Raw genomic sequence first — 26,110 nt, forward strand, 5'->3', positions numbered from 1 at the left:
AGAAACAGCCAAAGCCCCTTCGCCGGGAAGAACACTTTTTTTGCATAACGTTTCCATGTTTCTGTCAAAACCATTCCCAACGGCTGACGCGGGCATCCGTCAACCTAACGGAACTATATAGATGCAATTTGAAGCTTTACCATTTGCAGCTTTTACCGAGTATTTGGTCGACTGTCGGGTGACCGAACAACGCCGCTTAAAGACCCATATATGGGGCTGTGAAGCAGGCGGTTGTTCGATCCTTCGAAAGTCGAACGAGAACGATCGATTTAGGAAGATGACAGTCGCCGGCCTTTTAGAGGCGCGCATTGACAGCCTTTCCCACTACCGATTCGGAAGCTGGATGGACGGGCCGAGCGGGCCGCCGTTTTTGTTGTAAAACTGCGGCACTTCTCCCGGAATAAAGCGCATCACAACTGGAATATCTGTTGTCACATTGGAAATTTTCGAGGCAAACGGAATGACGACTTGGATGTCGACCGATACATGAATATCAATTTCAATAAAAAAACTGTTAATATCATAAGCTCGAATTTCTTTCGTCACTTCCGAGTCGACATTGCCAACGATCTGAAACTGCACCGGAATGCGCGGGCCGAGGTTGGCCAAGAGGGCATTATCCGTGATTTTTCCAAGCGGAATGTAATAAATGATGCCGCGGCTGTCTCCCGTTCCGGACTCGACTTCGGGAAGGACCATCCGTTCAAGCCGTCCTTCTGTCGCCGCCTTTAAGCTTTCCATCACATGATCATCCGTCTCCGATAAGATGCGATTGATCACCGCGGTGTCAAAATCGACCGACACAATTTTGCCGCTTTCGTCCTTTTGAACCGTGACCAGCTGCCGAAATTCAGGGTTGTCTTTTTGAAACTGCTGCTCAATGGCGTTATTGATCACCAAGTTAGCAATCCGCTTCGTTTCCGTTTCCGCAATCTCCATGAGCACCGGCTTAATGCCTTTATTGACAATCCAAAGGCTTGCCGCCGTCGAGAACATAAAAAAAACGAACGTCAATAAAAACACGTAGCGGAACGGGAGCGGCCCCTTCCGCACGAATCGGGGGCGCAACAAAATGAAATCCCTCCTTTACAAGCTATATGTATGCTTGCAAGGAGGGATTTTTTCACCGCATTTTCAACAGCGCCTCTCTTCCTTTCATTCCCTCTTCAATGCCGAGCTCCAAAGCGGCGACTGTCACCGATTCCAGCGGCGCCTCAAGCAGCTGTTCAATCGTGCGCACCCCGACCGCCCGCCCGGCGATAATGCCGCGGTCGCGCAATTTCTCATTCAACAGCGCCACATCGAGCGCCCCGCACATAATGTACCCTTTTTCACCCGCCACCGCCAACAAATTCGTTTTCGGCAGCTGGACGGACACAGCAATAAACGGATGCCCGTCAATGATGATTGGCTTCACTTCGACCATCGCCGCAGTCACTCTCCTTTCCATACTCCAATGTATGAAGCATGGAAAAAGAAGTGCCTGCCTATTGGGCCAATTTCCAAGCGAGAAGATCGCGCAAAAACTCCGGCATGTAATACGTTTTTTCCGCCGCCCGCTGAATTTGCGGATAAAAGTGGCCGATCGCAAACATATCGGTCGTCGCCACCTCATACGTGCGCTCGGGATTGAGCGGCTCGCCGTTGATCATAATGCGGCGGATATGCCATTGGCCGTCCTCCTCGAGCCCGGCCTCGATGTCCACGCCGTCGTACACCATTTCCCCCATCACTTCGCCGCGGAAGCCAAACCCTTTAAAACGCAAATGCTTCATCCGTTCAGTATTGGCCTCAAGGATAATCTCTTTGAGCTCCGCGCCGCGCAGCTTCACCTTGCACGGGTTGAGCGGATGCGGGCAAATGCGATGCAAATCTTTTTTCGTCACCGGTCCTCTCGCAAGCGGCGCAAGCAGCACGCCGGCGTTCACCATCCCGATGTCCGCTTGGCACCACTCACGCAAAGCGGAAGCAAGCAAATTCGCGAGCGGCGATGGGGCGAACCAGTCAAGCGGCAAGTCATCATGGAGCACGGCGACTTGTTCCGCTTCAAGCCGCGCCAAACTTTCCTGCTCAAGACAAACAAGATGGCGCTCGACCGCCTCGGAGCGGGGCAATGGTTCGACATCCACGACCGTCGCGGATGCCCTGGACAGCCGGTTTTGGTCAATCTCCAGCTTGACCACCCCAACATATTTTCCGTATTTCCCCGCCGCGCAAAGCAGTGTTTGATTCAATGTTTTTCCTTCTAGAAACACATGGTGGGTGTGAGCGCCTAAAATAATGTCCACGCCTGGGATCGTCGCAGCAATTTTTTCATCCTCATTCACCCCAAGATGGGACAGCACAACGACGCAATCGGCCTTTTGCCTCACTTCCTCCACCGCCGCTGCCAACATGTCAAACGGCGGAACGATCTTCCAGCCGAGCAGCTCGTAAAAGTGAGAAAACGGAGCGGTGGCGCCAACCACCCCAATGCGAAACGTCTCCGTCGCCGGGATGACGACATACGGAAGCGCCCAATGCGGCCGCACGCCATCGCGGCGAAACAAATTGGCGACCACGACCGGAAACCGAGCCTGTTCGTACAACGTATCCAGTTCATCATGATCAAGGGTGATCCCTTCGTTGTTGCCGATCGTCACCGCATCATAGCCAAGATCGTTCAACAAGTCCACATTCGCCTTCCCCCGCGTCGCCTCGGTAATCGGGTGCACGCGATCGAGAAAATCGCCGACATCAAACAAAAGCATCGCCTCGTTGCGCGCGCGATGCTCCCTTCTCCGTTCTGACAAAAAGCGGGCGATTTGCGGCCAATGTTCAAAATGGCTGTGCACGTCGTTCGTATGGTAAATATAAATAGTTTGCTTCAAAACGCGCGCCCCTCCTTCCATTACGCCAAACTTCCCCATACAAGCCGGGCCCCGAGCAGCACAAGCACTAGCCGCAGCACGACGACAAGCGTCCGGCTTGGCATCCGCTTATTGATCCACGCTCCGGTTTTCGCGCCGATCCATACGCCGGGAATGAGGGCAAGGGCAAACGACCATTGCACGTTTCCCATCGCGACATGGGTGAGAGAGCCGACGAGCGAGGACAAAAAAATCATCAACATCGACGTGGCGACCGCCACATGGGGCGGAAAGCGAAACAGCACGATCATCGCCGGCACCATGAGCGAGCCGCCGCCAATGCCAAACAGCCCGCCGAAAAAGCCGACGACAAACGCGATGGCGACCGCCATGAGCGGCTGATAGCCGTATGTGAACACCTCACCGTTTCGGTCCGTGTACGTTCGCACAACACGCCGTTTCCACCACGGCGCCGGCCGCGCCTGCTCCGCCGCCGTTCGTTCGACCCCGTTTTCTTTCGCCGCCGCCGTCTCGTCAGCCGAACGCTTCGTTTTCTTTTGACTGAGCGACAAAAAGAGCGACATGGCGATTAAAAACAGCCCAAAATACAATGAAAAATGAGCGGCGCTCAGCGTATTGTTCACCCAAGCGCCGATGACCGCCCCGGGAACGCTGCCAAGACAAAAGAGCAAGCCGCTTTGATAGTCGACCATTTTGTCTTTCATATACGACAATGTGGACGATAAGCCATTGAAAATAATGACGACAAGCGACGTGCCGACCGCGACCTGCGGCGTCACCGCCGACAGCCAGCCGAGCGCGCCGAAAAACAGAAGCGCCGGCACGATGATCACCCCGCCGCCAAGGCCGGCCAAGCTGCCCACCGTCCCCGCGATAAAGCCGATCAAAAAAAGCAACATATACGCCATTTTGTCTCTCCCCCCGCTTCAAAACAAACCAAGCTGCCGCGGCGCAAGGCCCGTGTACTCAATGCCAAGCAAATCGATCAATTGTTTGGCGTTGTCAGCGGCGTCGCCGCCGGAGTTGTTGTTGAACAGCACGTAAATCTGTTTTGTTTTTTGCTTTAATGTCTCGATATGGCGCGCCCACTCGCGCAGCTCGCGCTCGTTGTATCGATACAAGTAGCGGACCGCCCGCCAGTTCTCGCCGGCCGTCGCCCTGTTCCAGCCATAGACGTTGCGCCCGTGCAGGCGGATGAGCGTCTTTTCCCGGTCGGTCGGATGCAAAACGGTCGGCACCGACCCTTCCCCCGCCTGCGGCTCGTCGCAAATGCTGTGGATCCAGCCTTCTTCTTCCATGAAGCGCAGCGTTTTGTCATAAAAGCGCGGCGAAAACCACGATTGGTGCCGAAATTCGAGCGCCGCCGGCACCTCCCCCATCCGCGCTTTCACCCAGCGCAAGTACGCCACGTGCTCGCGCCGGCAGTCAAACCACGGCGGAAACTGAAACAGCACCATCGCCAATTTCCCCGCTTCCTGAAACGGCGCGATCGAGTCCAAAAACGCGGCGAACATCGCTTCCTTGCTTTCATATGGAATCGGGCCGCGCTCATGCCCGGTCATTCCTTGGTATGCCTTCACGATAAACTGAAACGACGGCGGCGTCTCGCGAATCCACTTTTCCACGTTCGAACGCGGCTGAATGGCGTAAAAGTACGAATCGACCTCGACTGTCGGAAAATGAGCCGCGTATTCCAGCAACTTGTCTTTGGCCGCAAGACCTGGTGGGTACAAGCTGTCATGATCCCCCCAGCCGGTCAGTCCGATGTAAATCATATCAATCACCAATTCGTTCGATTTCCAGCTATCTTCACTATATCATATGTGCCACCTCCAGGAAATAAAAATGACCGCCGTCCCATCAAAGAGCAGCGGCGGTTCAGAACGTCCAGATTTACAACCGAGGAACCGTTGCGATACAATGGTAACCATCGGAACATTCTGATAATGGGGGGCTTCCGATGATTCATCTGTACCCGTTTCTTCTCTTATCGATATTTTTGATTGTGCTGCCCGGCCCCGACACGGCGGTGGTGACCAAAAACACGATTTCCGCCGGGAAGATCGGCGGCTTGAAAACCGCACTAGGGGTTTGCTGCGCCTTGTTTCTCCACACCGCCGCGGCGTCGCTCGGGCTTTCCGCCGTCATCATGCAATCTGCCCTGCTGTTTTCGATCCTGAAGTATGTGGGGGCTGTGTACTTAACGTATTTAGGGGTCAAGGCATTATATGGAGTCATAAAAAAAGGCGAAGCCCTAGGTGTGGAAACGGATGTCAATAGCGGAGAAAAACAGCCCGCCTGCTTCCGGCAAGGGTTTCTCACCGATTTTTTGAACCCGAAGGTGGCGGCTTTTTTCTTAACGTTTTTGCCGCAGTTCGTGGCGCCCGGCGCGCACTCCTTCGCTCCGTTTCTCCTAATGGGGGCGGCTTATACGGCGATGACCGCGATATGGTTTTTGTTTTACATTTCCTTCATCCATTATATCAGCGACTTCATGAAGCGGCCGAAAACGAAGAAATGGATCGAAGGCATCACGGGCGCGGTGATGATCGGGTTCGGCATCAAATTGGCGCTTGAAAAAGTGCAGCGCTAAACAGGAAGACTGAGCGCGGCTGAACAGATCCGCCTGGCATGTGAGATCAATGACAGGGGAGCGCCCAAAAAAGAGCGCTCCCCTAAAAACATGCTCCCATGAGGGAGGAAATGGCCTGCAGGGCGGCCTTGACGCTTCCAGAGACCACCGGAGAGAATAAGCGCCGGCCGCTCCCTTGTTTTGCCCTGCGTCGATCATGTGGGCGTTTTGTGGGGGAAGCACCCCAAGCGAACGCTCCACCCTTGATTCATCAAGCTTACCCAATGCTTCCTTCCATCTCGAATTTGATCAAGCGGTTCATCTCGACCGCGTATTCCATCGGCAGCTCCCTTGTAAACGGCTCGATGAAGCCCATGACGATCATTTCCGTCGCTTCCTGCTCGGAAATGCCGCGGCTCATCAAGTAGAACAGCTGCTCTTCCGACACTTTCGACACTTTCGCTTCGTGTTCGAGCGACACGTTGTCGTTTAAAATTTCGTTGTACGGAATCGTGTCCGATGTCGACTGATTGTCGAGAATGAGCGTATCGCATTCGATGTTCGAGCGCGAGCCGGACGCTTTGCGGCCGAAATGGACCATGCCGCGATACGTCACCTTGCCGCCTTGTTTCGAGATCGACTTCGAGACGATCGTCGACGACGTATTCGGCGCCAGATGGATCATTTTCGCCCCGGCGTCTTGGTGCTGCCCTTTGCCGGCGATGGCAATCGACAGTGTCAAGCCGCGCGCTCCTTCGCCTTTTAAAATGACGGCCGGGTATTTCATCGTCAGCTTCGAGCCGATGTTGCCGTCGATCCATTCCATCGTCGCGTTTTCTTCGCAGACGGCGCGCTTCGTCACCAAGTTGAAGACGTTGTTCGCCCAGTTTTGGATCGTCGTGTAGCGGCAGTACGCGCCTTTTTTGACGATGATTTCCACAACCGCGCTATGGAGCGAGTTCGTCGTGTAAATCGGCGCCGTGCAGCCTTCGACGTAATGGACGTGCGCCCCTTCGTCGACGATGATGAGCGTCCGTTCAAACTGCCCCATGTTTTCCGAGTTGATGCGGAAGTACGCCTGAAGCGGCGTATCGACTTTGACGCCTTTCGGGACGTAGATAAACGAACCGCCTGACCAGACGGCCGAGTTCAAGGCCGCAAATTTGTTGTCCGTCGGCGGCACGACTTTGGCAAAATACTCGCGGAACAAGTCTTCGTTTTCCTTCAGCGCCGAGTCGGTGTCTTTAAAGATGACACCGAGTTTTTCGAGGTCTTCTTTCATGTTGTGGTAGACGACCTCGGATTCATATTGCGCCGAGACGCCGGCCAAATATTTTTGTTCCGCCTCTGGAATCCCTAATTTATCGAACGTCGCTTTGATCTCCGCCGGCACTTCATCCCATGAGCGGCCCGATTTTTCCGTCGGTTTGACGTAGTACGTAATTTCATCGAAATCGAGGCTTGACAAGTCGCCGCCCCATTGCGGCATCGGTTTGCTGTAGAAGATGTCGAGCGCTTTTAAGCGGAACTCGAGCATCCATTGCGGTTCGTTTTTCATCCGCGAAATTTCTTCGACGACTTCACGCGTCAAGCCGCGCTGGGCGCGGAAGACGGAGACGTCCTTGTCGACGAAGCCGTACTTGTATTCACCGATTTCCGGTGCTTTTTTCGCCATCTCGGTTCACCTTCCTTTAGACTTAGTGGTGATGCAGTCCTTTTTCGAGCGCTTTCCACGCGAGCGTCGCGCATTTGATGCGGGCCGGAAACTTGGAAACGCCTTGGAGCGCTTCGATGTCGCCAAGGTCGACGGAATCGTCGTACTCTTTCCCTTGGATCATGTCGGAAAAAATGTGGGCGAGCCGAAGCGCTTCTTCCACCGTTTTCCCTTTGATCGCCTGCGTCATCATCGACGCCGACGACATCGAAATCGAACAGCCTTCCCCTTCAAATTTGACGTCGGCGACTTTTCCGTCTTCAACTTTCATCGTCAAGTGGATGCGGTCGCCGCACGTCGGGTTGTTCATGTTGACATCGACGTTCGTGCCCTCAAGCACCCCGCGGTTGCGCGGGTTTTTATAATGATCCATAATGACTTGGCGGTAAAGCTGATCCAACGGATGGTTAGAAGACATGGCTGAAGTACTCCTTCGCTTTCTGTAATGCGGCGATGAACCGGTCGATTTCCTCTTTCGTATTGTAAAGGTAAAAGCTCGCCCGGGCGGTCGCCGTCACGCCGAGCCATTTCATGAGCGGCTGGGCGCAATGGTGGCCGGCGCGGATGGCAATCCCCTCGGCGTCCAAGACGGTCGCCACATCGTGCGGATGCACCCCTTCGATGTTAAACGTCACAAGCCCCGCCCGTTCTTTCGGGCCATAGACGGTGACGCCTTCGATGTCAGCCAGCCGTTCGAGCGCGTATTGCGCCAGCTCGTGCTCATGGGCGGCAATGGCGTCCAAGCCGACTTGTTCAAGGAAATCGATCGCCGCGCCAAGGCCGATCGCCCCGGCGATGATCGGCGTGCCGCCTTCAAACTTCCACGGCAGCTCTTTCCACGTCGAGTCGTACAGCTCGACAAAATCGATCATTTCGCCGCCGAACTCGACCGGCTCCATCTGCTCAAGCCATTTCTTTTTGCCATATAATACGCCGATTCCCGTCGGCCCGCACATTTTATGGCCGGAAAAGGCGAGAAAATCGCAATCAAGTTCTTGGACATCGACCTTCATATGCGGAGCGCTTTGCGCCGCATCGACGACGACGACCGCGCCGCGCTCATGGGCGATGCGGGCGATCTCCCGCACCGGGTTGATCGTCCCAAGCACGTTCGATACATGAGCAATGGCGACAATCTTCGCTGCTTCGGTGACGGTCGCCTCGACATCGCGCAGATCGATCGTGCCGTCTTCCTGCATTGGAATGTATTTTAACGTCGCCCCCGTTTGCTTCGCCAGCTGCTGCCACGGAATCAAGTTGCTGTGATGCTCCATGTACGTGATGACGATCTCGTCGCCTTCTTTGACGTTGGCGCGCCCGTAGCTGGAGGCGACCAAATTAAGCGATGCCGTCGTGCCACGCGTAAAGATGATTTCCTGCGCCGATTGGGCGTTTAAAAACCGCCGCACTTTTTCGCGCGCGCCTTCGTACGCATCGGTCGCCTTCGTCCCGAGCGTATGGACGCCGCGGTGGACGTTCGAGTTGTACTCGCGGTAATAGCGGTCAAGCGCCTCAATCACCGGCAGCGGCTTTTGCGATGTCGCCGCGCTGTCGAAATAAACGAGCGGATGGCCGTTGACGTTCTGATGCAAAATCGGAAACAACGCGCGAATGTCGTTTACATTCATGATTGAACTTTCCTTTCAATCACTTCAATTAATTGGTTTTTCACGCCTTCAATCGGAATTGCTTCGACGACCGGCGCCAAAAAGCCGTGGATGATGAGCCGTTCCGCGTCGCGTCTCGGAATGCCGCGGCTCATTAAGTAATACAATTGGATCGGGTCAACGCGCCCGACAGAAGCGGCGTGGCCGGCCATGACGTCGTCTTCGTCAATCAACAAAATCGGGTTCGCATCGCCGCGCGCTTTTTCGCTCAACATCAAGACGCGCGACTCCTGCTCGGCGTTCGATTTTGACGCGCCGTGCTCAATTTTGCCGATGCCGTTGAAAATCGAGGTCGCGCTGTCGCGGACAACACCGTGCTTCAAAATTGTCCCTTCTGTATGCTTGCCGTAATGGATGACGCTCGTCGTAAAGTTTTGCACTTGCTCGCCGCGGCTGACCGCGACCGTTTTCGTATCGCCGAACGAGCCGTCGCCGACAAGGCGGGTGATGTTCTCGGAGACCGTATTGCCGTCATTCATCAGCCCGAGCGCCCATTCGATCCGTCCATCGCGCCCGGCGATGCCGCGCCGATTGACATACGTCGTGGTGCCTTTGGCCAAATGGTCGACAGCGGCGAAAAAGACGCTTGCGTTCGCTTGAGCAAACACCTCGGCGACCACATTAACGACCGCGTTTCCTTCGCGGCTCGCCGATATATAGTTTTCGACAAACACGACGCGGCTGTTGTCTTCCGCCACGACGATGACATGGTTAAACAAGGCGATGTCGTCTTCGTCTTGAATATAGACTGCCTGAAGCGGCGTTTCAATCTCCACATTTTTCGGGACATAGACAAACACACCGCCGTTGAGCAGCGCCGCATGGAGCGCGGCAAGGCGGTGCTCATCCGGCTTGACCGCCGTCATCAAATAGTTTTTCAGCAAGTCGCCATGCTCGCGCGCTGCGGTGAAGATGTCGGTGAAAATGACGCCCTTCTCCTTCAACTCATCGGACAGCGACACATACGCCGGCGTATGGTTGCGCTGCACGTACAAATTTTTCGTTCCTTCGCCGGCTTGCATGAGCGCCTTGACCGCTTCAGGCAAGTCATCGAGGCCGGCATATGGCGCACTGTCAACGGCATGGCGTGAGAAGCCAGTGAAGTTCCAATTGTCGATTTTCGTTTTCTCCGGTTTCGGAAGCGGCAGCCGCTCCGCCAACCGAAGCGCCTCAAGGCGCCGCTCGGTCAGCCAGCCCGGTTCGCCGCGTCCGCTTGAGAACGTGCGGATGTAGGTTTCATCGAATGGGATTTTCGTTTCTGTCGCCATAGTCCTCCTCCTAACGCTTACGCTTCTTGTCCGACCGTTTCGTCTTCGATGCCGAGTTCTTTTTTGATCCAGTCGTACCCTTCCGCCTCAAGCCGCTGCGCCAGCTCCGGACCGCCGGACTTGACGATGCGCCCTTGCATCATGACATGCACATAATCCGGGGTGATGTAGTTGAGCAGCCGCTGGTAGTGGGTGATGATCAAACAGCCGAACTCGCTGCTGCGCATTTCGTTGACGCCTTTGGCGACGATTTTGAGCGCGTCGATATCGAGGCCGGAGTCGATCTCGTCCAAAATGGCGATTTTCGGCTCAAGCATCATCAGCTGCAAAATTTCGTTCCGCTTTTTCTCCCCGCCCGAGAATCCTTCATTCAAATAGCGGTGCGCCATATCCGGATTCATTTCCAAAAACGCCATTTTTTCATCGAGCTTGCGGATGAATTTCATAAGCGAAATTTCGTTGCCTTCGCCAAGGCGGGCGTTGATCGCCGCGCGCAAAAAGTCGGCGTTCGTCACCCCGCTGATTTCACTCGGATATTGCATCGCCAAAAACAGGCCGGCGCGCGCCCGCTCGTCGACTTCCATCTCGAGGACGTCCTGGCCGTCGAGCGTCACCGATCCTTCTGTCACTTCATATTTTGGATGGCCCATAATGGCCGATGCCAACGTCGACTTCCCCGTTCCGTTCGGGCCCATGATGGCGTGGATTTCCCCACCTTTGACTTCCAAGTCCACTCCTTTTAAAATTTCCTTTCCCTCCACGGCGACGTGGAGATTGCGAATCGTCAATACCGCCATGCAGCATACCTCCAATTCTCAATTGAGAGTCAATTCGCTCGCTTGTCTTCTAGCGATCGCTCATTCTCATTTTATTCTCATTACAATTTTATAACAAATGAAAACTGCCTGCAACTTCCCTGCTCTGTTTTTCACGATGGCCGTGTGAAAAACCGCATCTTTTATTTATTTTACACGAAAACCGCAAGCTTGTACGAGTTTTTGCAAAAAAAGACCCCGTTTTTTTCCGGAGTCTAGTGAGCGGTCCGCAGCTCGCGGAGGCATTCCTGCACGAGCGTCACCGCCTGGCTCATCGCCGCCCCGCCGCCAAACGCGGCTGCGACCGCGCATGCTTCCAAAATTTCCTGTTCCGACGCTCCTTCGTCAAGGCATCCTTTCGTATGGTAAATCGTGCAATACTCGTCTTGCGCCGCCAGGCTGATGCCGAGGGCGATTAATTGTTTTTCTTTTTTCGACAGCGCCCCCTCGGCAAAGCACGCTTCCGTAAACGCGTTAAACCGCTCGGCTACGTTCGGAAGTTTTTGGGTGAACGCCCCTATCCCTTCTTTGTAGCGGTGAAGGGCGGATTCGACCGATGCATGTGCTTCGCTGTTCATGATCGTTTTCCTCCCTCTAGAAATGTTGATTTATCAAGGCTTTTCGGCCCCTCAGGGGTGTCCAAAAAATATTTTTCGACAAAATCCCTTACATTCTTTTTCAGTTTTGTGGATATCTTACAGACCTAGGGTGCGCTTCGCGGCCACGGCTGGACATATTTTCCTGCCGTGGGAGGAAGCGTATTCGATGCACCCTTTGGATCTCCGCGTCGCTGATGAGGACGAACCCTCCCATGTCTCCGGGCGTCTTTGCGCCAACATTCCCTCGTTCGGTCTCGTCATCAGGCGGAGGCCGGCCAAGCTCCTTTGGGGACTCAAGGTCGAATGGATACAATCACGCCAGCTTCTCCGGTGTCATCCTGTTGTCCAACGATTCTTCCGTTCGCAGGGGGAGGCCTTAGGCCGCCCGTTGCACCTGGGACAAGACGTCCTGTTTCATTCGCTCCGCGTCAAAGGCTTGTTTCTTCGTACAAATCGCAAACAGCACATTCAACAGCTTCCGGCACAAGGCGACGATGGACTGCTTTCCGGTCAGCGGATTGACGGGGCGGGTCGTATAATACTCATGCAGCTCGCGAAACGCCTCGTTGTGCCGAATCAGCGGAATCATCGCCCGAAACAGCACCGATCGCAGCCGTTTCCGTCCCCGTTTGGAGATGTGCTTTTGCCCTTTGCGCTGGCCGGAGGAGTTCTCCTTGAGCGTCAGGCCCGCCAACTTCACCAATTGACGCGGGTCCCGATAGTGGGCGAAGCTGCCGATCTCCGCCAGCAGATCGATGATCGTGGCGTCTCCCAACCCGTCGACCGTTTTCAGCCATTGATACTCCATCGTCGTTTGAACCAACGCCTTCAACTCGGCGTCCAACGCGGCGATCTCAGCCTCCAATTGGCGGTATCGGCGGACGAGCGCGGCGATCTCAAACCGGGCCATCGTCGTCCCTTCCGTCACCCCAATCGAGTCCTTCGCGGCGTTGATCAACGCCTGAATTTTGGCCTTCTGCGGGCATTTCAGCCCTTCGCTTTGCCGGTACACCTCAAGAAGCTCCTCCACCGTCCGGCCGGCCATATCGGCTGGAAGCGGCGTCCACTCCAGCACCGAAAGCGCCGTTTTCCCCAGGTCGCGAAACACCGTCCAAAACTCTGGAAAATATCGGTCGGTCCAGCGGACGATCGCGTTTTTCACCGCCGTCTGTTCCTTGCGGAGCTTCTCTTTGAGCGTGCTCCCGACGCGCAAATCGGCTTCGATCTCGTGCAGCAGCCGGGGGACGAGGAATCGTCCGTCTTTCGCCAGTCTGGCGATGACTAGGGCGTCTTTGGCGTCATGTTTCGTCGGCAGGTTGTCATCGAGTTCTTTCGACCGGCACACATGCGCCGGATTGACCATGACCAACGGGATCTCGTGCTCCTCAAGGAAGTAGGCGAGGTTCAACCAGTAGTGCCCGGTCGGCTCCACCGCGACGATCACCTCTGACTTCCCGAACGCTTGCATCGCCTCCTGAATCGCTTCATACAGCTGGCGAAAGCCCTCTTTCGACTGGAAGATCGGGAACGATTTGCGAAGCACACGCCCCCGGTCATCCACGAAGCAGGCGTAGTGGGTTCGTTTCGCGATATCGATGCCCACCACAAGCGTTTGTTCGGTGACTTGATCAATTTTATAGTTTTGTGTACAATTCATCTGAAGTCCTCCTTGGTATGGTGAGTGATGTGTTTGACACCCCTGCATCATACCAAGAGGGCTTTTTTTGATCAAGTCCCCGGAAAAGCTCCTAACGGGAATGCTCCTTTTTTTGTTTATCCGCTGTTAGTATGCATGAAGGAAAACGAAATTAAACAACGAATGGTATTGAAAGCGTGTGGAAACAGCACCGTTTCGCCAACATCGACGGAATGTCATGATGAAAACGAATGGTTCTGTTCCACTTCCATCATCATAGGAAAGGGGGCAATGCCATTGATTCGTTGGGTTGTCTTTGCCTTAACCGCCGCTTTCGCTTCGTTTTTGGCATGGATCATCATCGGCAGCATTCTCGATGAACACGGGGACGTCATCTTCAGTTTAACGACAGTGGTCGCCCTGCAAAACTGCGTCATCATCGTCATGCTCGCCGCCGTACTGGCGCGTTTGAACAACCGATGAAGCGCGGGAAAACAGACCGGCCGCGGCGTCTCTCCATCCAAAACGGTTTTGAACTTTCGGGCGGCTCTTTTTTGTGCAAAAAATAACGGAAGCGATTCGCTTCCGTTATTGATTGTTTGTCGCCGCTGGAATGACGGCGCCGTGGTATTTTTCTTTGATGAAATCTTGAATTTCTTTCGATTGCAGCACTTCGACAAGCGTTTTGATTTCTTTCCGGTTTTCATCGCCTTTGCGCACCGCAATAATGTTCACATACGGATTGTTTTTCGGCGACTCCACGGCGATCGGGTCTTTCGCCGGATCCAAACCGGCGTCAAGCGCATAGTTGGCGTTGATCAGCACCGCATCGCCTTCGCCGTTTTTGTAAATTTGCGGCAGAAGTCCAGCATCGACGTCCGCTTTAAATTTCAAATGTTTCGGGTTTTCGACGATGTCGTTGACCGTCGCTTTCGTTTTATCGATGCCCGGTTTCAATTTAATGAGCCCTTTTTCTTGCAGCATCGACAAAATGCGGCCATGGTCGGCGACTGAGTTGCTCATGATGATCGTTGCGCCATCCGGCAGCTCTTCAATGCTTTTGTATTTTTTGGAATACAGGCCGATCGGCTCAATGTGAATGCCGCCGGCGTTGACGAAATTATAGCCGTGTTCTTTCATTTGCGATTCCAAGTACGGAATGTGTTGGAAGTAGTTGGCGTCAATTTCTTTATCAGCCAACGCTTTGTTCGGCAAGATGTAATCTTGGAACGTAATGATCTCCAAGTCGATGCCTTTTTCTTTCAAAATCGGTTTCGCTTTTTCCAAAATTTCCGCGTGCGGCACGTTCGACGCGCCGACTTTCAGTTTCACCAATTCGCCGTCTTTGCCCCCTCGGCCGCGTTGTTGTTGTCGTTGCCACCGCACGCCGCCAAAGCGAAGACAAGAACAGCAGCGAACAGGGCGCCAAGCCATTTTTTCATCGTTTTCTTCCTCCTTATCGTTTATCAATTTTGGAAGTGACAACGTCACCGATCAACTGAATGACAAAGACAATGACGAGCACCAACACGGTCGCGACAAACGTCACATCGTTATGGCTGCGCTGGAATCCTTCCAAATACGCCAAGTTCCCAAGCCCGCCGGCGCCGATGGCTCCAGCCATCGCCGTATAGCTGACGAGCGACACGGCCGTCACCGTAATGCCGGAGACGAGCGCCGGCAACGATTCCGGCAGCAGCACTTTCCAAATGATCGTCCACGTTGAGGCGCCCATCGCTTGGGCTGCTTCGATGACGCCTTTGTCGATTTCGCGAAGGGCAATCTCCACCATGCGGGCGTAAAACGGCGCGGCCCCAATGACCAAAGCCGGCAGCGCCGCATTGGCGCCAAGCATCGTCCCAACAAGCCAGGTGGTAAACGGAATGAGCAAAATGATCAAAATAATAAACGGAATGGAGCGGAAAATGTTCACAAACGCCGCAATCACGGTATTGACAAACCGGTTTTCCCATAGGTTGCCCTTCGCTGTCAAAAATAGAAGCAAGCCAAGAACGATTCCGAGGACGAAAGTGGCCGCCACCGCCACCCCGGTCATGTACAGCGTCTCGACCGTCGCCGCCCACATCGTCTCCCATTGCACGTTCGGCAGGAGGTTAGCGAGCATCGTGAATCACCTCCACCGCCACTTGCTGGCGTTGAATATAGTCAAGCGCCCGGTCGATTTCATCCCTCGCCCCGTCGATGTGCACAAACAGCACCCCATAAGCGCCTTGATGGGTTTGCGAAATTTTCCCTTGCAAAATATTCATATCGACGGCAAATTGCCGCACGACCTGGCTGATGAGCGGCTGGCCGGCCGCCGCGCCGACGAACGTCAACTGCGCGATTATCCCGTTCGGGTATTGGCCAAACAGATGCGAAACCGCTTCTTCCGTCTCTTCCGGCTCGACGAGCTGCTTGACGAACCGCTTCGTGATCGGCTGCTGCGGGTTGCGGAACACGTGCAGCACTTCGCCCTGCTCAACGATTCGACCGTTTTCCATCACGGCGACGCGGTCGCAAATTTTGCGGATGACGTGCATCTCATGGGTGATGAGCACAATCGTCAGCCCGAGGCGCTTGTTAATGTCAACGAGCAAGTCCAAAATCGCATCGGTCGTCTGCGGGTCGAGCGCCGATGTCGCCTCGTCGCAAAGCAGCACTTTCGGGTTGTTGGCGAGCGCCCGGGCGATGCCGACGCGCTGCTTTTGTCCCCCGCTCAGCTGCGACGGGTAGGCATCCTCGCGCCCGGAAAGGCCGACAAGCTCGATCAATTCATCCACCCGCTTGTTCCGCTCCTCTTTCGGAACGCCGGCAATTTCAAGCGGAAAGGCAATGTTTTCCCTGACTGTGCGAGACCAAAGCAAGTTGAAGTGCTGAAAAATCATCCCGATTTCTTGGCGCGCCTTGCGCAGCTCCCGCCCTTTCACGCGCGTCATATCGCGCCCGGCGACGACCACCCGGCCCTTCGTCGGCTTCTCGAGCCCATTGAGCAAGCGGATGAGCGTGCTTTTCCCCGCGCCGCTGTAGCCGATAATGCCGAAAATTTCTCCTTCGCGAATCTCAAGCGACACATTGTCGACGGCCGTGACTGAGCCGTTGGCCGCTTGATAGATTTTTGTCACTTGTTCGAGTGTAATCATCGTTTCACCTTCCTTCCCAAGCGGCAGAGCGCAAAAAGAAAACCTTTCTGCCCGCAGAGAACAGAAAGGTATTGTGCACCATTCCGTCTCTTATCTCTCAAAGCAGGCCGCTTTGTGTGAATTGGCACCATTTCAGCGCACGCGCTGACGGTTGCCGGGCTTCATTGGGCACATCCCTCCACCTCTCTTGATAAGAGCGCAACAATCGCCTATGCAATTGATTTACGAATGTGATTGTATCACCGCTTGTCGAACGCTGTCAACAATTTTTTCACCCAACATGCCGATACGGTTTAGCCAAATGGAGGAGCGATTCAAGAAGCAACAGCTGACGGAAGCTTCCTGACACGTGCACTTCTTGCAGGCGGACGAGCTGCTGCAGCTTCAGTTCGCCGTTCAGCAAGGACGCGAGCGCTTCTTTGGAGCCGCGCACGGTCAATGTTTTCCGTTCATCGTGTTCCATCCCTAAAGCGGCTGGTTCCTTGCCGATCAACAGCAAGGCGGTTTCATCCCCACTTTCAAACCGAACACACAGCTGCTCATCCGGCAAAATCGGCATCAAATGACGCAACGCTTGCATCCGTTCCACGAACTGCCCGACTAATTCACGCATTTCCATGGATATCCCCTCCCCCATTTTTATTTTTTCACTTCCACCTGAAGAGGAGAAATCCTTTACAAAAATCTCGACAACCCGTTGACGAACGAGCGCCGTTTTTGTCATTTCCCAAGAAATGTGTCAAACAGCGTCAAAAAAAGGCGAATCACTTGACCGGCAAGCGTGCTTGAATCACTTCGTACAAATACGGAACGGAATGAAAGGCATACCACTTGCCTGCGATCGCTCCATCCTGAAAAAGAAGCAGGCAAGGAACGCTTTCAATTTTCCACTCAGCCGCTCGTTCGGGAATATAGTTGATGTCCGTTTCGTAAAACGGAAGCGCCGGAAACAACTTCTCCACCACCACAAGCATCCGCCGCGCCAGCTGGCACGTGCCGCACAGCGGGGTGTACAAGTAAAGGGCGAGAAGCGGCTCGCCTTCCACCACTCGCTTGACATCGTTTCGATCGATCGCGTTCACTCGCCTCTCCCTTTCATCAGCAATTCGATGCGGACGTCGAAATCGGCGCGCAGCAACACTTGCGCCAAGTGCCAAATCGGAGCAGCCGCCACTTCACGGTACGCCCGGTCAATGTAAAGATGCTCCGATTCTGGAAGCATGCGGCGAAACTGCCGGCGCAATTTTTCTCCCGCCTCATCGGCATCCGCCAACAAGTACACATCATATCCTTCCAGCTCATCAGCCCATTCTTCCAGGCGCGCGTCGCTGATCGTGCCGTTTGTGCAAAGGATGATGACAGGCTCTTTCAGGACGGCCGCCACCTTTTGCTTGTCCGATCGCCCTTCCACAATGATGACTTTTTCCACGCGTTGCATGTCCGACCCACCTTACTTCGAAAGGTGATACGATATTGTATGCCTTGCGCCGGCGAAAGGTGGAAAAAGAAAAGCAACGGCATCGCACCGTTGCCTGTCAACACCAGCCCGCTTCCCCGTCGCAGTCGACATATTTTTGGTTCGGTTCAACGGTAGCGGTCACCTGCTTGAAAATTCGCCCGTTTTGTTCGGTATACCCATTTTTCAACGGGACGGCCGCCGGAAGCGGAAGGCGCCCGATGAGCTCTCCTTCCTCGTACAACTCCAGCGAGCGGCCGTTCAGTTTGCCGATGATCCGGTCCGTGACATCCATGTGCTTCGTTTGCAGCATCGCGAGCACCCCTTTTTTCAATCAAATTCCGGTATGTATAGAGTGCCCGAATCGAAGCGAAGATTGCAGGAACGTTTATCCTTCGTTGATCATGGCCTCGTATTGTTCCGCCGTCAACAAATTGTCGATTTCGCTCAAATCGTTCGGTTTGACGACGATCATCCATGCTTTGTCATATGGCGATTCGTTTACGTACTCTGGATGGTCGTTCAACGCCTCATTCACTTCCACGACCGTGCCGCTGATCGGCGCATATAATTCCGAGACCGTTTTCACCGATTCAACGCTGCCGAACGGCTCGTTCGCCACAACCTCCGCGCCGACTTCCGGCAGCTCGACAAAGACAATGTCGCCAAGCTCTGATTGGGCGTAATCCGTAATGCCGACGCGCACGTTCTCTCCTTCCACGCGCACCCATTCATGCTCCTTTGTGTAACGAAGTTCTTTCGGCGTGTTCATCGAATCCCTCCATCGCAGCAAAATCAAAATATGTTCTTCTTCATCATAACCGATTTTTCAATAAAACTCACTGTCTTGACGCGATTTTGCAAAAAATTTTATGCCTTCTTGGCGAAAAACGCCTCGTAGTCTTGTTCGCGAAAGCCCACGACGACCCGCTCGCCGTCCGTCAAAATCGGCCGTTTGACCAACATCCCGTCCGAGGCGAGCCAATCGAGCATCTCGTCTTCCGATGCGCGGTCGAGCTTGTCCTTCAAGCCAAGCTCGCGGTATTTCATGCCGCTCGTATTAAAAAATTTTTTGAGCGGCAGCCCGCTTTTTCGGTGCAGGTCAGCGAGCTCTTCTTTCGTCAGCGGTTCGTCGACCAAATGCACTGTTTGCACCTCAATGCCGTGTTCATCGAGCCAACGCTTCGCCTTCCGGCACGTTCCGCATTTTGGATACCAATACAACATATACGCCATCGCCATTCCTCCCTGTCAAGACATAAAGAAGAAGCACCAGGCAGTCTGCCTGGCACTTCCCATTATCACACAATATACCGTTCGGCTTCAATGAGCGCGGCGGCCGCTTCGCGTTTTTTCGCGATCACGTTGATCGGCGTATGGCGCGTCAGCCGGCGGAGCGCGGCGAGCATCATCCGCAGCGTGTCGCCTTGTTCGACGGCGACAAGCGTTTCTTTCGCATGCGCCTCAATTTCATTGAACGCCTCTTGGCAGAAAATTTGCGTGTACAGCCATTTTTGTTTGTTTTTCTCCTCACCGCTCGCCTGAATCGCTTTTTCCGTGCGCAAGAGCGCGGATTCCATCGCGTAAACGTTCGAGACAATGTCCGCGATGTTCACAAGCACTTCTTGCTCTTCTTCAATGCGCTGGCCGTATTTTTGCGCCGCTAAGCCGGCGACCATCAAGGCGATTTTTTTCGCGTTGCGCACCAAATATTTCTCTTGTTCGAGCGCGCCCGTTCCCGGTTCTTCGGCCGTCATCATCATCAGCTCTTCTTGCAGCTGCTGCGCTTTTTGGAAGAGCGGCAGCTCGCCTTTTACCGCCTTTTTCAAATACATGCCCGGAACGAGCAAGCGGTTGATTTCGTTCGTCCCCTCGAAAATGCGGTTGATGCGCGAATCGCGGTAGGCTCGCTCAATTTCGTATTCCTGCATGAAGCCGTAGCCGCCGTGGATTTGCACGCCTTCGTCCACGATGTAATCGAGCACCTCGGTCGCGAAAAACTTGTTCAGCGAGCACTCGATCGCGTATTCGGCGATCGATTTCGCCACTTCCTTGCCGTCTTTCGCTTTTTCCGCATCAAGCAGGCCCATCCGTTCATCAAACAAGCCGACCGTACGGTACACCGAGCTTTCCGCCGCATACAGGCGCGACGCCATCGTCGCGAATTTTTCCTGCGTCAACGTAAACTGTGAAATCGGGCGTTTGAATTGCTGGCGCTGATTGGCGTATTTGAGCGTGATCTCCAACGCCCGCTTCGCGCCGCCGACCGCCCCTAACCCAAGCTTGTAGCGGCCGATGTTCAAAATGTTGAAGGCGATGACATGGCCTTTTCCGATTTCACCGAGCACGTTTTCTTTCGGCACCGGCACATCTTGCAAAATGAGCGTTCTTGTCGACGAGCTTTTAATCCCCATTTTCTTTTCTTCCGGACCAGTTGAAACGCCCGGGAAGTCGCGTTCCACGATGAACGCGGTGAAATGTTCGCCGTCGACTTTTGCATAGACGACAAACACATCAGCAAAACCGGAGTTGGTGATCCATTGTTTTTCGCCGTTTAAAATGTAATGCGTGCCTTCCGCGTTTAATCTCGCCGTCGTTTTCGCGCCGAGGGCGTCCGAACCCGAGCCAGGCTCCGTCAAGGCGTAGGCGGCGATTTTTTCGCCGGTCGCTAAATACGGCAAATATTTTTGTTTTTGTTCTTCCGTGCCAAACAACACAATCGGCAGCGAGCCAATCCCGACGTGCGCCCCGTGCGAAATGGCAAAACCGCCGGCCGGCGCCATTTTTTCTGCAATGATGGCCGAGCTGACTTTATCTAGGCCCAAACCGCCGTATTCTTCCGGAATGTCAGCGCTTAACAAGCCGAGCTCGCCCGCTTTGCGAAGCAATTTCACGGAACGGTCAAACTCGTGGTTTTCCAAATACTCGAGCTGCGGGAGCACTTCATTGTTGACATACTCTTCCGTCGTTTTGGCAATCATATGATGCTCGTCGGTGAAATCTTCCGGCGTAAAGACACGCTCGGCCGGAATGTCTTCAATCAAAAAGCTGCCGCCTTTGATCGCTTCTTCCATCGTTTTGGCCATCGTTGATTTCCTCCCCGAAAGATGATTGATGATCCGGGCGGCAACGCCGCCCGGGAAATAGACGTTCCATGCAGCCGGGCAAATGCGGATGCATGCCTCGCGCGAGCTGATGAAGCCCGCTTGATGTCAGCTGCCGCTACAGCAGCTCAAACACGCCGGCCGCGCCCATGCCGCCGCCGATGCACATCGTCACAATGCCGAACTGCACGTTGCGGCGCCGCATTTCGTAAAGCAAAGACAAGGTCAGCTTCGCGCCCGTGCAACCGAGCGGGTGGCCTAGAGCAATCGCCCCGCCGTTGACGTTGACAATGTCTTCATCCAATCCAAGTTCGCGGATGACTTGGATCGATTGCGAGGCGAACGCTTCGTTCAGCTCGATCAAACCGATGTCGGACAGCTCAAGGCCGGCCAGCTTCAACGCTTTCGGCACCGCCGCGACCGGGCCGATCCCCATCACTTCCGGCGGCACGCCGGCGACGGCAAACGAGCGGAACTTGCCGAGCGGCTTCAAGCCGAGCGACTCCGCTTTTTCGCGGTCCATCACCATGACCGCCGCCGCCCCGTCGCTCATTTGCGACGCGTTGCCGGCGGTGACGGTGCCGTTTACCGCAAACGCCGGCCGCAGTTTCGCGAGCGTTTCCATATTCGTGTCCGGGCGCACGCCTTCATCTTGTGTAAAGACGACTTTCTCCTCAACGAGTTTGTTGCCTTCTACTTTGCGCACCGTCACCTCGACCGGCACGATTTCTTCATTGAATTTTCCTTCGGCAATCGCCTTGGCGGCGCGCTGGTGGCTGCGCACCGCGAACGCGTCTTGGTCCTCGCGGCTGACGCCGTATTGTTTCGCCACTTGCTCGGCCGTGTGCCCCATCGACATGTAGTATTCCGGCGCTTCTTCCGCCAAGCGGGCGTTCGGGCGGACGACATGCCCCATCATCGGCACCATGCTCATCGATTCGACCCCGCCGGCGATGACCGTATCGGAATGGCCGAGCATCACCCGTTCCGCCGCATAGGCGATCGCCTGCAAACCGGACGAGCAATACCGGTTGATCGTGATCGCCGGCACGGTATACGGCAGCCCGGCGAGCGCGCCGATGTTGCGGGCGATGTTCAATCCTTGCTCCGCCTCCGGCATGGCGCACCCGATAATCAAGTCGTCAATGTTTCCTTCATAGTTCCCCGCGCGCTTGATCGTTTCTTTGACGACGAGCGCCCCTAAATCATCCGGCCGCACGTGGGCGAGCGTTCCTTTTTTCGCTTTGCCGACCGGTGTGCGCGCACCTGCGACAATGACCGCTTCTCTCACGCCAATCCCCCTTGATCTCCTCCGCTTTAGTTGCGGAGCGGTTTTCCTTTCACAAGCATATGCTGCATGCGCGCTTGCGTCTTCGGCTCGCCGATGAGGCTCAAAAACGCCTCGCGCTCGAGATCGAGCAAATATTGCTCGTCGACTTCCGTTCCGTACGGCACTTTGCCGCCGGCTAGAACATACGCCAATTTTTTCGCGATTTTCAAATCGTGCTCGCTGATGTAGCCGGAATGGAACATCGACTGCGCCCCAAGCAGCATGGCGGCATAGCCGCTTTCGCCGGCCACCGGCACTTTCTTCCTTACAGGAGGCCGGTACCCTTCCTCATACATCGAGAGCACCGCCTGTTTCGCTTCATACAGCAGATGGTCGCCGTTCATCGTGATGCCGTCGCGGTGATTCAAGAAGCCAAGCTCGCGCGCTTCCGCCGCTGACGTCGACACTTTCGCCATGGCGATCGTTTCAAATACGCTGGCCGCGATTTTGACGTAGTCGACGTCCACGCCGCGCGGCAGGCTGTTCAACCGTTTGATGTACAGCTCCTTGTTGCCGCCGCCGCCCGGAATCAAGCCGACGCCGACTTCGACAAGCCCGATGTACGTCTCGGCCGCCGCTTGGATGCGCGAAGCCGCCAAGCTCACTTCCGCCCCGCCGCCTAACGTCATGGCAAACGGCGCGACGACGACCGGCTTCGGGTTGTATTTCATTTTGAGAAGCGCTTGCTGGAACTGGCGAACGGCAAGTTCCAATTCAAAAAAGTTTTCGTCTTGCGCCTCCATGAGCATCATCGCCAAGTTCGCGCCGACGCAGAAGTTTTTCCCTTGGTTGCCGATGACGAGCCCTTTGTAGTTGCGGTTGACTTCCTCAAGCGCCTCGTTGATCATTTGGACAATATCGGCGCCAATCGCGTTGTTCGGCGAATGGAACTCCAGAAGCGCCACGTCGTCGCCGAGGTCAATGAGGCTGGCGCCGGCATTTTTCTTGATGACGCCGCGCGCCTCCTTCAGCCGGCGGATGTGGATGACTTTTTCGTTTTCTTCTACTGTTTTATACCCGCCCAGCGCATAATAGAACAGCCGGCCGTTTTCCGTTTTATAGAACGATGTGGCTCCGTCGGCGAGCATGTCCGTGATCCACGACGGGATGTCGCGCCCTTCCGCCTGCATTTTGCGCACCGACTTCTCGAGGCCGATCGCATCCCACAGTTCAAACGGACCTTGCTCCCAGCCGAACCCCCACTTCATCGCCCGGTCGATCGCCACGATGTCGTCAGCGATTTCGCCGACTAGACGCGCCGTATACAGCAACGTCGGCGCGATGATGTTCCAAAGGAGCGTTCCCGCGCGGTCGCCGTCCGCATAGACGAGCGTTTGCAACTTGGCGGCCGTTCCTTTCGCCTGCTTCGCCATTTCCACCGCCGGGGTGACGAGCTTTTTGCGCGGCTCGTATTGCATCGTGACGTAGTTCAGCTCGAGAATGTCTTTTCCTTGCTTGAGGAAAAACCCTTGTCCAGATTTGCTGCCGAGCCAGCCGTTTTCAAGCATCGTGTTCATAAACTCCGGCACGCGGAACGCCTCTTTTTCTTCCCCTTCGACGTTTTCATACACATTGTTGGCGACATGCACGAACGTATCGAGCCCGACGACGTCAAGCGTGCGGAACGTCGCGCTTTTCGGCCGGCCGATGAGCGGCCCCGTCACCGAATCGACCTCGCCGACGCTGTAGCCGCCTTGCATCATCTCGCGGACGGTGACAAGCAACCCATACGTGCCGATCCGGTTGGCGATGAAGTTCGGCGTATCTTTCGCCATGACGACGCCTTTGCCGAGCACGTCTTCGCCGAACGATTTCATATAGGCGACCACATCCGAATCCGTATGCTCCGTCGGGATGATCTCAAGCAGCTTCAAATAGCGAGGCGGATTGAAGAAATGCGTGCCTAAAAAGTGTTTTTTGAAATCATCCGAACGCCCCTCCGCCATCGCAGCGATCGAGATGCCGGATGTGTTTGAGCTGACGATCGCCCCCGGCGTCCGCACCTCGTCGACGCGAGCGAAGACTTCTTTTTTCACTTCCAGCTTTTCAACGACCGCTTCAATGATCCAATCGACTTCCGCGAGCCGGTGGAAGTCATCCTCGAAGTTGCCCGTTTCAATCAAAGCGATGTTGTCTTTGGACATGAGCGGCGCCGGTTTTTGCTTGAGCAGCCTTTCCAACGCCTGATTGGCGAGGCGGTTGCGCACTTGTTTATGCTCGAGCGTCCAACCTTTTGCTTCTTCCTCTTTCGTCAATTCCCGCGGCACGATATCCAACAGCAGCGTCGGAATGCCGACGTTCGCCAAATGGGCGGCAATGCCCGAACCCATGACGCCGGACCCAAGCACCGCGGCGCGCCGAATGCGTTTTGCCATTTCGGTTCCCCCTCACACCATTGAATGAATCATCATTCATTTTTCGGCGAAAAAAATAGCCGTGAAAACGTTCTCTATATTCAATATATAGTATGTTGGTAATTTTCGCAATATATTTGCGCATATTTTTTTCACATCGAGGCCGTTCTTTCATCCATACTAACAAACAGGAGGTGAAGACGATGGCCCGGCTGAAAAAAAATCCGTCTGAACGCGGCGTCAGCGCCGCAAGCGTCAAAGGAAACGCCGGCCCGACGGTCGAAGCCGACGGCGGCGGCAAACGGACAAGCCAAAACCAGCAGTACAAAAAGCACAACATGCAAGGGAGCTGACGCCCACATCGTCAGCTCCCGCCTGTCATAGCTGCAGATATAGGGAAAAGCAAAGAAAGGCCGCACGATCTGAACGGCCTTTCCCTCAAATGACCGCCCGACGCCTCGGGATATGCAGCGGCCATGGTTTAAAATGGAAACCGACTTCATGGCCGCTCGCTGGATGCCTGTCCTCTTCTGCGCCCGAACGCTCAGCGGCCGCCGGCGTTTTCCCCTGTTTTGCGCCCCTACTTGCGGAGGATGCCTTTTAAAACAAACGCCACGTTGGCCGGCCGTTCGGCGAGCCGGCGCATAAAATAGCCATACCAGTCCGTGCCGTACGGAACGTACACGCGCATCGTATATCCTTCGCGCGCCAGCTCGAGTTGGCGCTCCGGGCGGATGCCGTACAGCATTTGGAATTCAAACTGGCTGTTGGGAATGTTGTATTCTTTGACGAGCTGCTTCGTATATTCGATGATGGCGTCGTCATGCGTCGCCACCGCCGTATAGTTGCCGTTTAGCAAATGCATTTTAATGATCTTCTTAAAGTTCTCATCGACATCTTTTTTATCCGGAAACGCCACTTCAGGCGGCTCTTTGTACGCTCCTTTGACGAGCCGCAAGTTCGGGCGGTACGGCTTTAAATCTTCAATGTCTTGTTCCGTCCGGTACAAATACGCCTGCAGCACCGTGCCGACGTTGTCGTATTCTTTTTTCAACATTTTAAAAATGTCCAGCGTCTTTTGGCAGCGCGAATAGTCTTCCATATCGATCGTCACAAACACGCCGCTCTGTTTTGCCGCATCCAAAATGCGGCGCATGTTGCGCATGACAAGCTCATCGGAAATATCAAGCCCCATCGATGTCATTTTCAGCGACAGCTGCGAGTTCAACTTCTCCCGGCTGATCGCCTCAATCGCCTCCAAGCAATGGCGCGCCATCTCATTCGCTTCCTGCTCATTGTCGACAAACTCACCCAAATAGTCGACCGTGACCGCCAATCCTTTTTCGTTCAGCTGGCGGATGACGCGCACTGCTTCCTCGATCGTTTCGCCGGCGACAAACCGTGAAGCGCCGAAGCGAAGGCCGTATCGTTTCGCCCATTTCGTCAATGTTTTATTTTTCGATAAGAACAGGAAAAAATCGCGCATCAACTGCTCCACTGTTGCAAGCCTCCTTGTATGGAAACGCATTCACCATTCTTATTGTACCATGTTTCAATTCAATTGAATATGTTTTTTCCCCAC

Annotated in this window: 27 protein-coding genes, 1 pseudogene and 1 riboswitch; of the genes and pseudogenes, 3 read left to right on the forward strand and 25 right to left on the reverse strand. The window is 54.7% G+C overall.

What is annotated here, in order from left to right:
* Positions 1–324: 324 nt before the first annotated feature.
* From yunB to A0V43_RS12825, 5 genes are all read right to left on the reverse strand, one after another.
* The gene (yunB, locus tag A0V43_RS12805) at positions 325–1,071 is read right to left on the reverse strand and encodes a sporulation protein YunB (RefSeq protein WP_063193243.1); all 747 of its coding nucleotides are present in this window, start codon (positions 1,069–1,071) and stop codon (positions 325–327) included.
* Positions 1,072–1,123: 52 nt separating this feature from the next.
* Positions 1,124–1,426 carry a YunC family protein gene (locus A0V43_RS12810; protein WP_011232452.1) on the reverse strand — a complete coding sequence of 101 codons (303 nt, stop codon included), beginning with the start codon at positions 1,424–1,426 and terminating at the stop codon, positions 1,124–1,126.
* Positions 1,427–1,487: 61 nt separating this feature from the next.
* Positions 1,488–2,870, reverse strand: coding sequence for a bifunctional metallophosphatase/5'-nucleotidase (locus A0V43_RS12815; protein ID WP_063193869.1), 1,383 nt, complete (start codon positions 2,868–2,870; stop codon positions 1,488–1,490).
* A 20-nt stretch (positions 2,871–2,890) separates the two neighbouring features.
* The gene (locus tag A0V43_RS12820; protein ID WP_015375740.1) at positions 2,891–3,778 is read right to left on the reverse strand and encodes a sulfite exporter TauE/SafE family protein; all 888 of its coding nucleotides are present in this window, start codon (positions 3,776–3,778) and stop codon (positions 2,891–2,893) included.
* Between the two features lie 18 nt (positions 3,779–3,796).
* A complete protein-coding gene (locus tag A0V43_RS12825) occupies positions 3,797–4,645 on the reverse strand; it encodes a DUF72 domain-containing protein (RefSeq protein WP_063193244.1) in 849 nt (282 codons plus the stop codon).
* Between the two features lie 185 nt (positions 4,646–4,830).
* Here A0V43_RS12825 and A0V43_RS12830 point away from each other — a divergent pair, with 185 nt between their 5' ends.
* Positions 4,831–5,463, forward strand: a complete 633-nt coding sequence (locus A0V43_RS12830) for a LysE family translocator (protein ID WP_015375742.1) — start codon at positions 4,831–4,833, stop codon at positions 5,461–5,463.
* A gap of 256 nt (positions 5,464–5,719) precedes the next feature.
* Here the strand turns inward: A0V43_RS12830 and sufB are convergent, their stop codons facing one another.
* From sufB to A0V43_RS12865, 7 genes are all read right to left on the reverse strand, one after another.
* Positions 5,720–7,117: a Fe-S cluster assembly protein SufB gene (gene sufB / locus A0V43_RS12835; protein WP_011232461.1), complete on the reverse strand. Its 1,398-nt coding sequence runs from the start codon at positions 7,115–7,117 to the stop codon at positions 5,720–5,722.
* Positions 7,118–7,139: 22 nt separating this feature from the next.
* A complete protein-coding gene (gene sufU / locus A0V43_RS12840) occupies positions 7,140–7,574 on the reverse strand; it encodes a Fe-S cluster assembly sulfur transfer protein SufU (RefSeq protein ID WP_015375744.1) in 435 nt (144 codons plus the stop codon).
* Positions 7,564–8,784 (reverse strand): cysteine desulfurase, encoded by a 1,221-nt coding sequence (locus tag A0V43_RS12845; protein WP_063193245.1) that lies wholly within the window; start codon positions 8,782–8,784, stop codon positions 7,564–7,566. Before A0V43_RS12845 ends, sufU begins: the two co-directional genes overlap by 11 nt.
* On the reverse strand, positions 8,781–10,091 hold the full coding sequence (sufD, locus tag A0V43_RS12850; protein WP_063193246.1) for a Fe-S cluster assembly protein SufD: 1,311 nt from the start codon (positions 10,089–10,091) through the stop codon (positions 8,781–8,783). Before sufD ends, A0V43_RS12845 begins: the two co-directional genes overlap by 4 nt.
* A gap of 17 nt (positions 10,092–10,108) precedes the next feature.
* Positions 10,109–10,888 (reverse strand): Fe-S cluster assembly ATPase SufC, encoded by a 780-nt coding sequence (gene sufC, locus A0V43_RS12855; protein ID WP_011232465.1) that lies wholly within the window; start codon positions 10,886–10,888, stop codon positions 10,109–10,111.
* Positions 10,889–11,121: 233 nt separating this feature from the next.
* On the reverse strand, positions 11,122–11,484 hold the full coding sequence (locus A0V43_RS12860; RefSeq protein ID WP_063193247.1) for a carboxymuconolactone decarboxylase family protein: 363 nt from the start codon (positions 11,482–11,484) through the stop codon (positions 11,122–11,124).
* Between the two features lie 397 nt (positions 11,485–11,881).
* Complete coding sequence (locus A0V43_RS12865) at positions 11,882–13,162, reverse strand: IS110 family RNA-guided transposase (RefSeq protein WP_063192197.1); 1,281 nt, start codon at positions 13,160–13,162, stop codon at positions 11,882–11,884.
* A gap of 270 nt (positions 13,163–13,432) precedes the next feature.
* On the opposite strand from A0V43_RS12865, the gene A0V43_RS12870 reads away from it, so the two are divergent.
* On the forward strand, positions 13,433–13,624 hold the full coding sequence (locus tag A0V43_RS12870) for a hypothetical protein (protein WP_063193248.1): 192 nt from the start codon (positions 13,433–13,435) through the stop codon (positions 13,622–13,624).
* Between the two features lie 105 nt (positions 13,625–13,729).
* Here A0V43_RS12870 and A0V43_RS12875 read toward each other — a convergent pair.
* From A0V43_RS12875 to A0V43_RS12930, 12 genes and pseudogenes are all read right to left on the reverse strand, one after another.
* Positions 13,730–14,583 (reverse strand): annotated as a pseudogene (locus A0V43_RS12875) (MetQ/NlpA family ABC transporter substrate-binding protein).
* Between the two features lie 14 nt (positions 14,584–14,597).
* Positions 14,598–15,266: a methionine ABC transporter permease gene (locus A0V43_RS12880; RefSeq protein ID WP_020961126.1), complete on the reverse strand. Its 669-nt coding sequence runs from the start codon at positions 15,264–15,266 to the stop codon at positions 14,598–14,600.
* Positions 15,256–16,284, reverse strand: coding sequence for a methionine ABC transporter ATP-binding protein (locus tag A0V43_RS12885; protein WP_063193249.1), 1,029 nt, complete (start codon positions 16,282–16,284; stop codon positions 15,256–15,258). The genes A0V43_RS12880 and A0V43_RS12885 overlap by 11 nt, the downstream gene beginning before the upstream one ends.
* Positions 16,285–16,371: 87 nt before the next feature.
* Positions 16,372–16,481: riboswitch (SAM riboswitch) on the reverse strand.
* A gap of 74 nt (positions 16,482–16,555) precedes the next feature.
* Entirely contained in the window at positions 16,556–16,903 is a 348-nt protein-coding gene (locus A0V43_RS12890) for a hypothetical protein (protein WP_063193250.1), read from the reverse strand.
* 145 nt (positions 16,904–17,048) lie between these two features.
* A complete protein-coding gene (locus A0V43_RS12895) occupies positions 17,049–17,366 on the reverse strand; it encodes a thioredoxin family protein (protein WP_063193251.1) in 318 nt (105 codons plus the stop codon).
* Positions 17,363–17,722, reverse strand: a complete 360-nt coding sequence (locus A0V43_RS12900) for a toprim domain-containing protein (protein WP_063193252.1) — start codon at positions 17,720–17,722, stop codon at positions 17,363–17,365. The genes A0V43_RS12895 and A0V43_RS12900 overlap by 4 nt, the downstream gene beginning before the upstream one ends.
* Positions 17,723–17,819: 97 nt before the next feature.
* Positions 17,820–18,053 (reverse strand): YusG family protein, encoded by a 234-nt coding sequence (locus A0V43_RS12905; protein ID WP_063193253.1) that lies wholly within the window; start codon positions 18,051–18,053, stop codon positions 17,820–17,822.
* Between the two features lie 75 nt (positions 18,054–18,128).
* On the reverse strand, positions 18,129–18,512 hold the full coding sequence (gene gcvH, locus A0V43_RS12910) for a glycine cleavage system protein GcvH (protein WP_063193254.1): 384 nt from the start codon (positions 18,510–18,512) through the stop codon (positions 18,129–18,131).
* 98 nt (positions 18,513–18,610) lie between these two features.
* Positions 18,611–18,976: an arsenate reductase family protein gene (locus tag A0V43_RS12915; protein ID WP_063193255.1), complete on the reverse strand. Its 366-nt coding sequence runs from the start codon at positions 18,974–18,976 to the stop codon at positions 18,611–18,613.
* A gap of 65 nt (positions 18,977–19,041) precedes the next feature.
* Positions 19,042–20,826 carry an acyl-CoA dehydrogenase family protein gene (locus A0V43_RS12920; protein WP_063193256.1) on the reverse strand — a complete coding sequence of 595 codons (1,785 nt, stop codon included), beginning with the start codon at positions 20,824–20,826 and terminating at the stop codon, positions 19,042–19,044.
* A 136-nt stretch (positions 20,827–20,962) separates the two neighbouring features.
* Positions 20,963–22,135: an acetyl-CoA C-acetyltransferase gene (locus A0V43_RS12925; protein WP_063193257.1), complete on the reverse strand. Its 1,173-nt coding sequence runs from the start codon at positions 22,133–22,135 to the stop codon at positions 20,963–20,965.
* Between the two features lie 26 nt (positions 22,136–22,161).
* Positions 22,162–24,549 (reverse strand): 3-hydroxyacyl-CoA dehydrogenase/enoyl-CoA hydratase family protein, encoded by a 2,388-nt coding sequence (locus A0V43_RS12930; RefSeq protein ID WP_063193258.1) that lies wholly within the window; start codon positions 24,547–24,549, stop codon positions 22,162–22,164.
* A 182-nt stretch (positions 24,550–24,731) separates the two neighbouring features.
* Between A0V43_RS12930 and A0V43_RS19210 the strand changes: the two genes are divergently transcribed.
* Positions 24,732–24,881, forward strand: a complete 150-nt coding sequence (locus A0V43_RS19210) for a YuzL family protein (protein WP_015375753.1) — start codon at positions 24,732–24,734, stop codon at positions 24,879–24,881.
* 227 nt (positions 24,882–25,108) lie between these two features.
* Here the strand turns inward: A0V43_RS19210 and A0V43_RS12935 are convergent, their stop codons facing one another.
* On the reverse strand, positions 25,109–26,026 hold the full coding sequence (locus tag A0V43_RS12935; RefSeq protein WP_063193259.1) for a proline dehydrogenase family protein: 918 nt from the start codon (positions 26,024–26,026) through the stop codon (positions 25,109–25,111).
* Between the last annotated feature and the right edge of the window lie 84 nt (positions 26,027–26,110).

The sequence above is a fragment of the Geobacillus sp. JS12 genome, from assembly GCF_001592395.1.
GTDB classification, from domain to species: domain Bacteria; phylum Bacillota; class Bacilli; order Bacillales; family Anoxybacillaceae; genus Geobacillus; species Geobacillus zalihae.

Coding starts and splice junctions, on each gene's coding strand:
- A0V43_RS12810 (WP_011232452.1), bottom strand. CDS start 1,426: ATGGTCGAAGTGAAGCCAATCATCATTGACGGGCATCCGTTTATTGCT.
- A0V43_RS12820 (WP_015375740.1), bottom strand. CDS start 3,778: ATGGCGTATATGTTGCTTTTTTTGATCGGCTTTATCGCGGGGACGGTG.
- A0V43_RS12825 (WP_063193244.1), bottom strand. CDS start 4,645: ATGATTTACATCGGACTGACCGGCTGGGGGGATCATGACAGCTTGTAC.
- A0V43_RS12830 (WP_015375742.1), top strand. CDS start 4,831: ATGATTCATCTGTACCCGTTTCTTCTCTTATCGATATTTTTGATTGTG.
- sufB (WP_011232461.1), bottom strand. CDS start 7,117: ATGGCGAAAAAAGCACCGGAAATCGGTGAATACAAGTACGGCTTCGTC.
- sufU (WP_015375744.1), bottom strand. CDS start 7,574: ATGTCTTCTAACCATCCGTTGGATCAGCTTTACCGCCAAGTCATTATG.
- A0V43_RS12845 (WP_063193245.1), bottom strand. CDS start 8,784: ATGAATGTAAACGACATTCGCGCGTTGTTTCCGATTTTGCATCAGAAC.
- sufD (WP_063193246.1), bottom strand. CDS start 10,091: ATGGCGACAGAAACGAAAATCCCATTCGATGAAACCTACATCCGCACG.
- sufC (WP_011232465.1), bottom strand. CDS start 10,888: ATGGCGGTATTGACGATTCGCAATCTCCACGTCGCCGTGGAGGGAAAG.
- A0V43_RS12860 (WP_063193247.1), bottom strand. CDS start 11,484: ATGAACAGCGAAGCACATGCATCGGTCGAATCCGCCCTTCACCGCTAC.
- A0V43_RS12865 (WP_063192197.1), bottom strand. CDS start 13,162: ATGAATTGTACACAAAACTATAAAATTGATCAAGTCACCGAACAAACG.
- A0V43_RS12870 (WP_063193248.1), top strand. CDS start 13,433: ATGCCATTGATTCGTTGGGTTGTCTTTGCCTTAACCGCCGCTTTCGCT.
- A0V43_RS12880 (WP_020961126.1), bottom strand. CDS start 15,266: ATGCTCGCTAACCTCCTGCCGAACGTGCAATGGGAGACGATGTGGGCG.
- A0V43_RS12885 (WP_063193249.1), bottom strand. CDS start 16,284: ATGATTACACTCGAACAAGTGACAAAAATCTATCAAGCGGCCAACGGC.
- A0V43_RS12890 (WP_063193250.1), bottom strand. CDS start 16,903: ATGGAAATGCGTGAATTAGTCGGGCAGTTCGTGGAACGGATGCAAGCG.
- A0V43_RS12900 (WP_063193252.1), bottom strand. CDS start 17,722: ATGCAACGCGTGGAAAAAGTCATCATTGTGGAAGGGCGATCGGACAAG.
- A0V43_RS12905 (WP_063193253.1), bottom strand. CDS start 18,053: ATGCTGCAAACGAAGCACATGGATGTCACGGACCGGATCATCGGCAAA.
- gcvH (WP_063193254.1), bottom strand. CDS start 18,512: ATGAACACGCCGAAAGAACTTCGTTACACAAAGGAGCATGAATGGGTG.
- A0V43_RS12915 (WP_063193255.1), bottom strand. CDS start 18,976: ATGGCGTATATGTTGTATTGGTATCCAAAATGCGGAACGTGCCGGAAG.
- A0V43_RS12920 (WP_063193256.1), bottom strand. CDS start 20,826: ATGGCCAAAACGATGGAAGAAGCGATCAAAGGCGGCAGCTTTTTGATT.
- A0V43_RS12930 (WP_063193258.1), bottom strand. CDS start 24,549: ATGGCAAAACGCATTCGGCGCGCCGCGGTGCTTGGGTCCGGCGTCATG.
- A0V43_RS19210 (WP_015375753.1), top strand. CDS start 24,732: ATGGCCCGGCTGAAAAAAAATCCGTCTGAACGCGGCGTCAGCGCCGCA.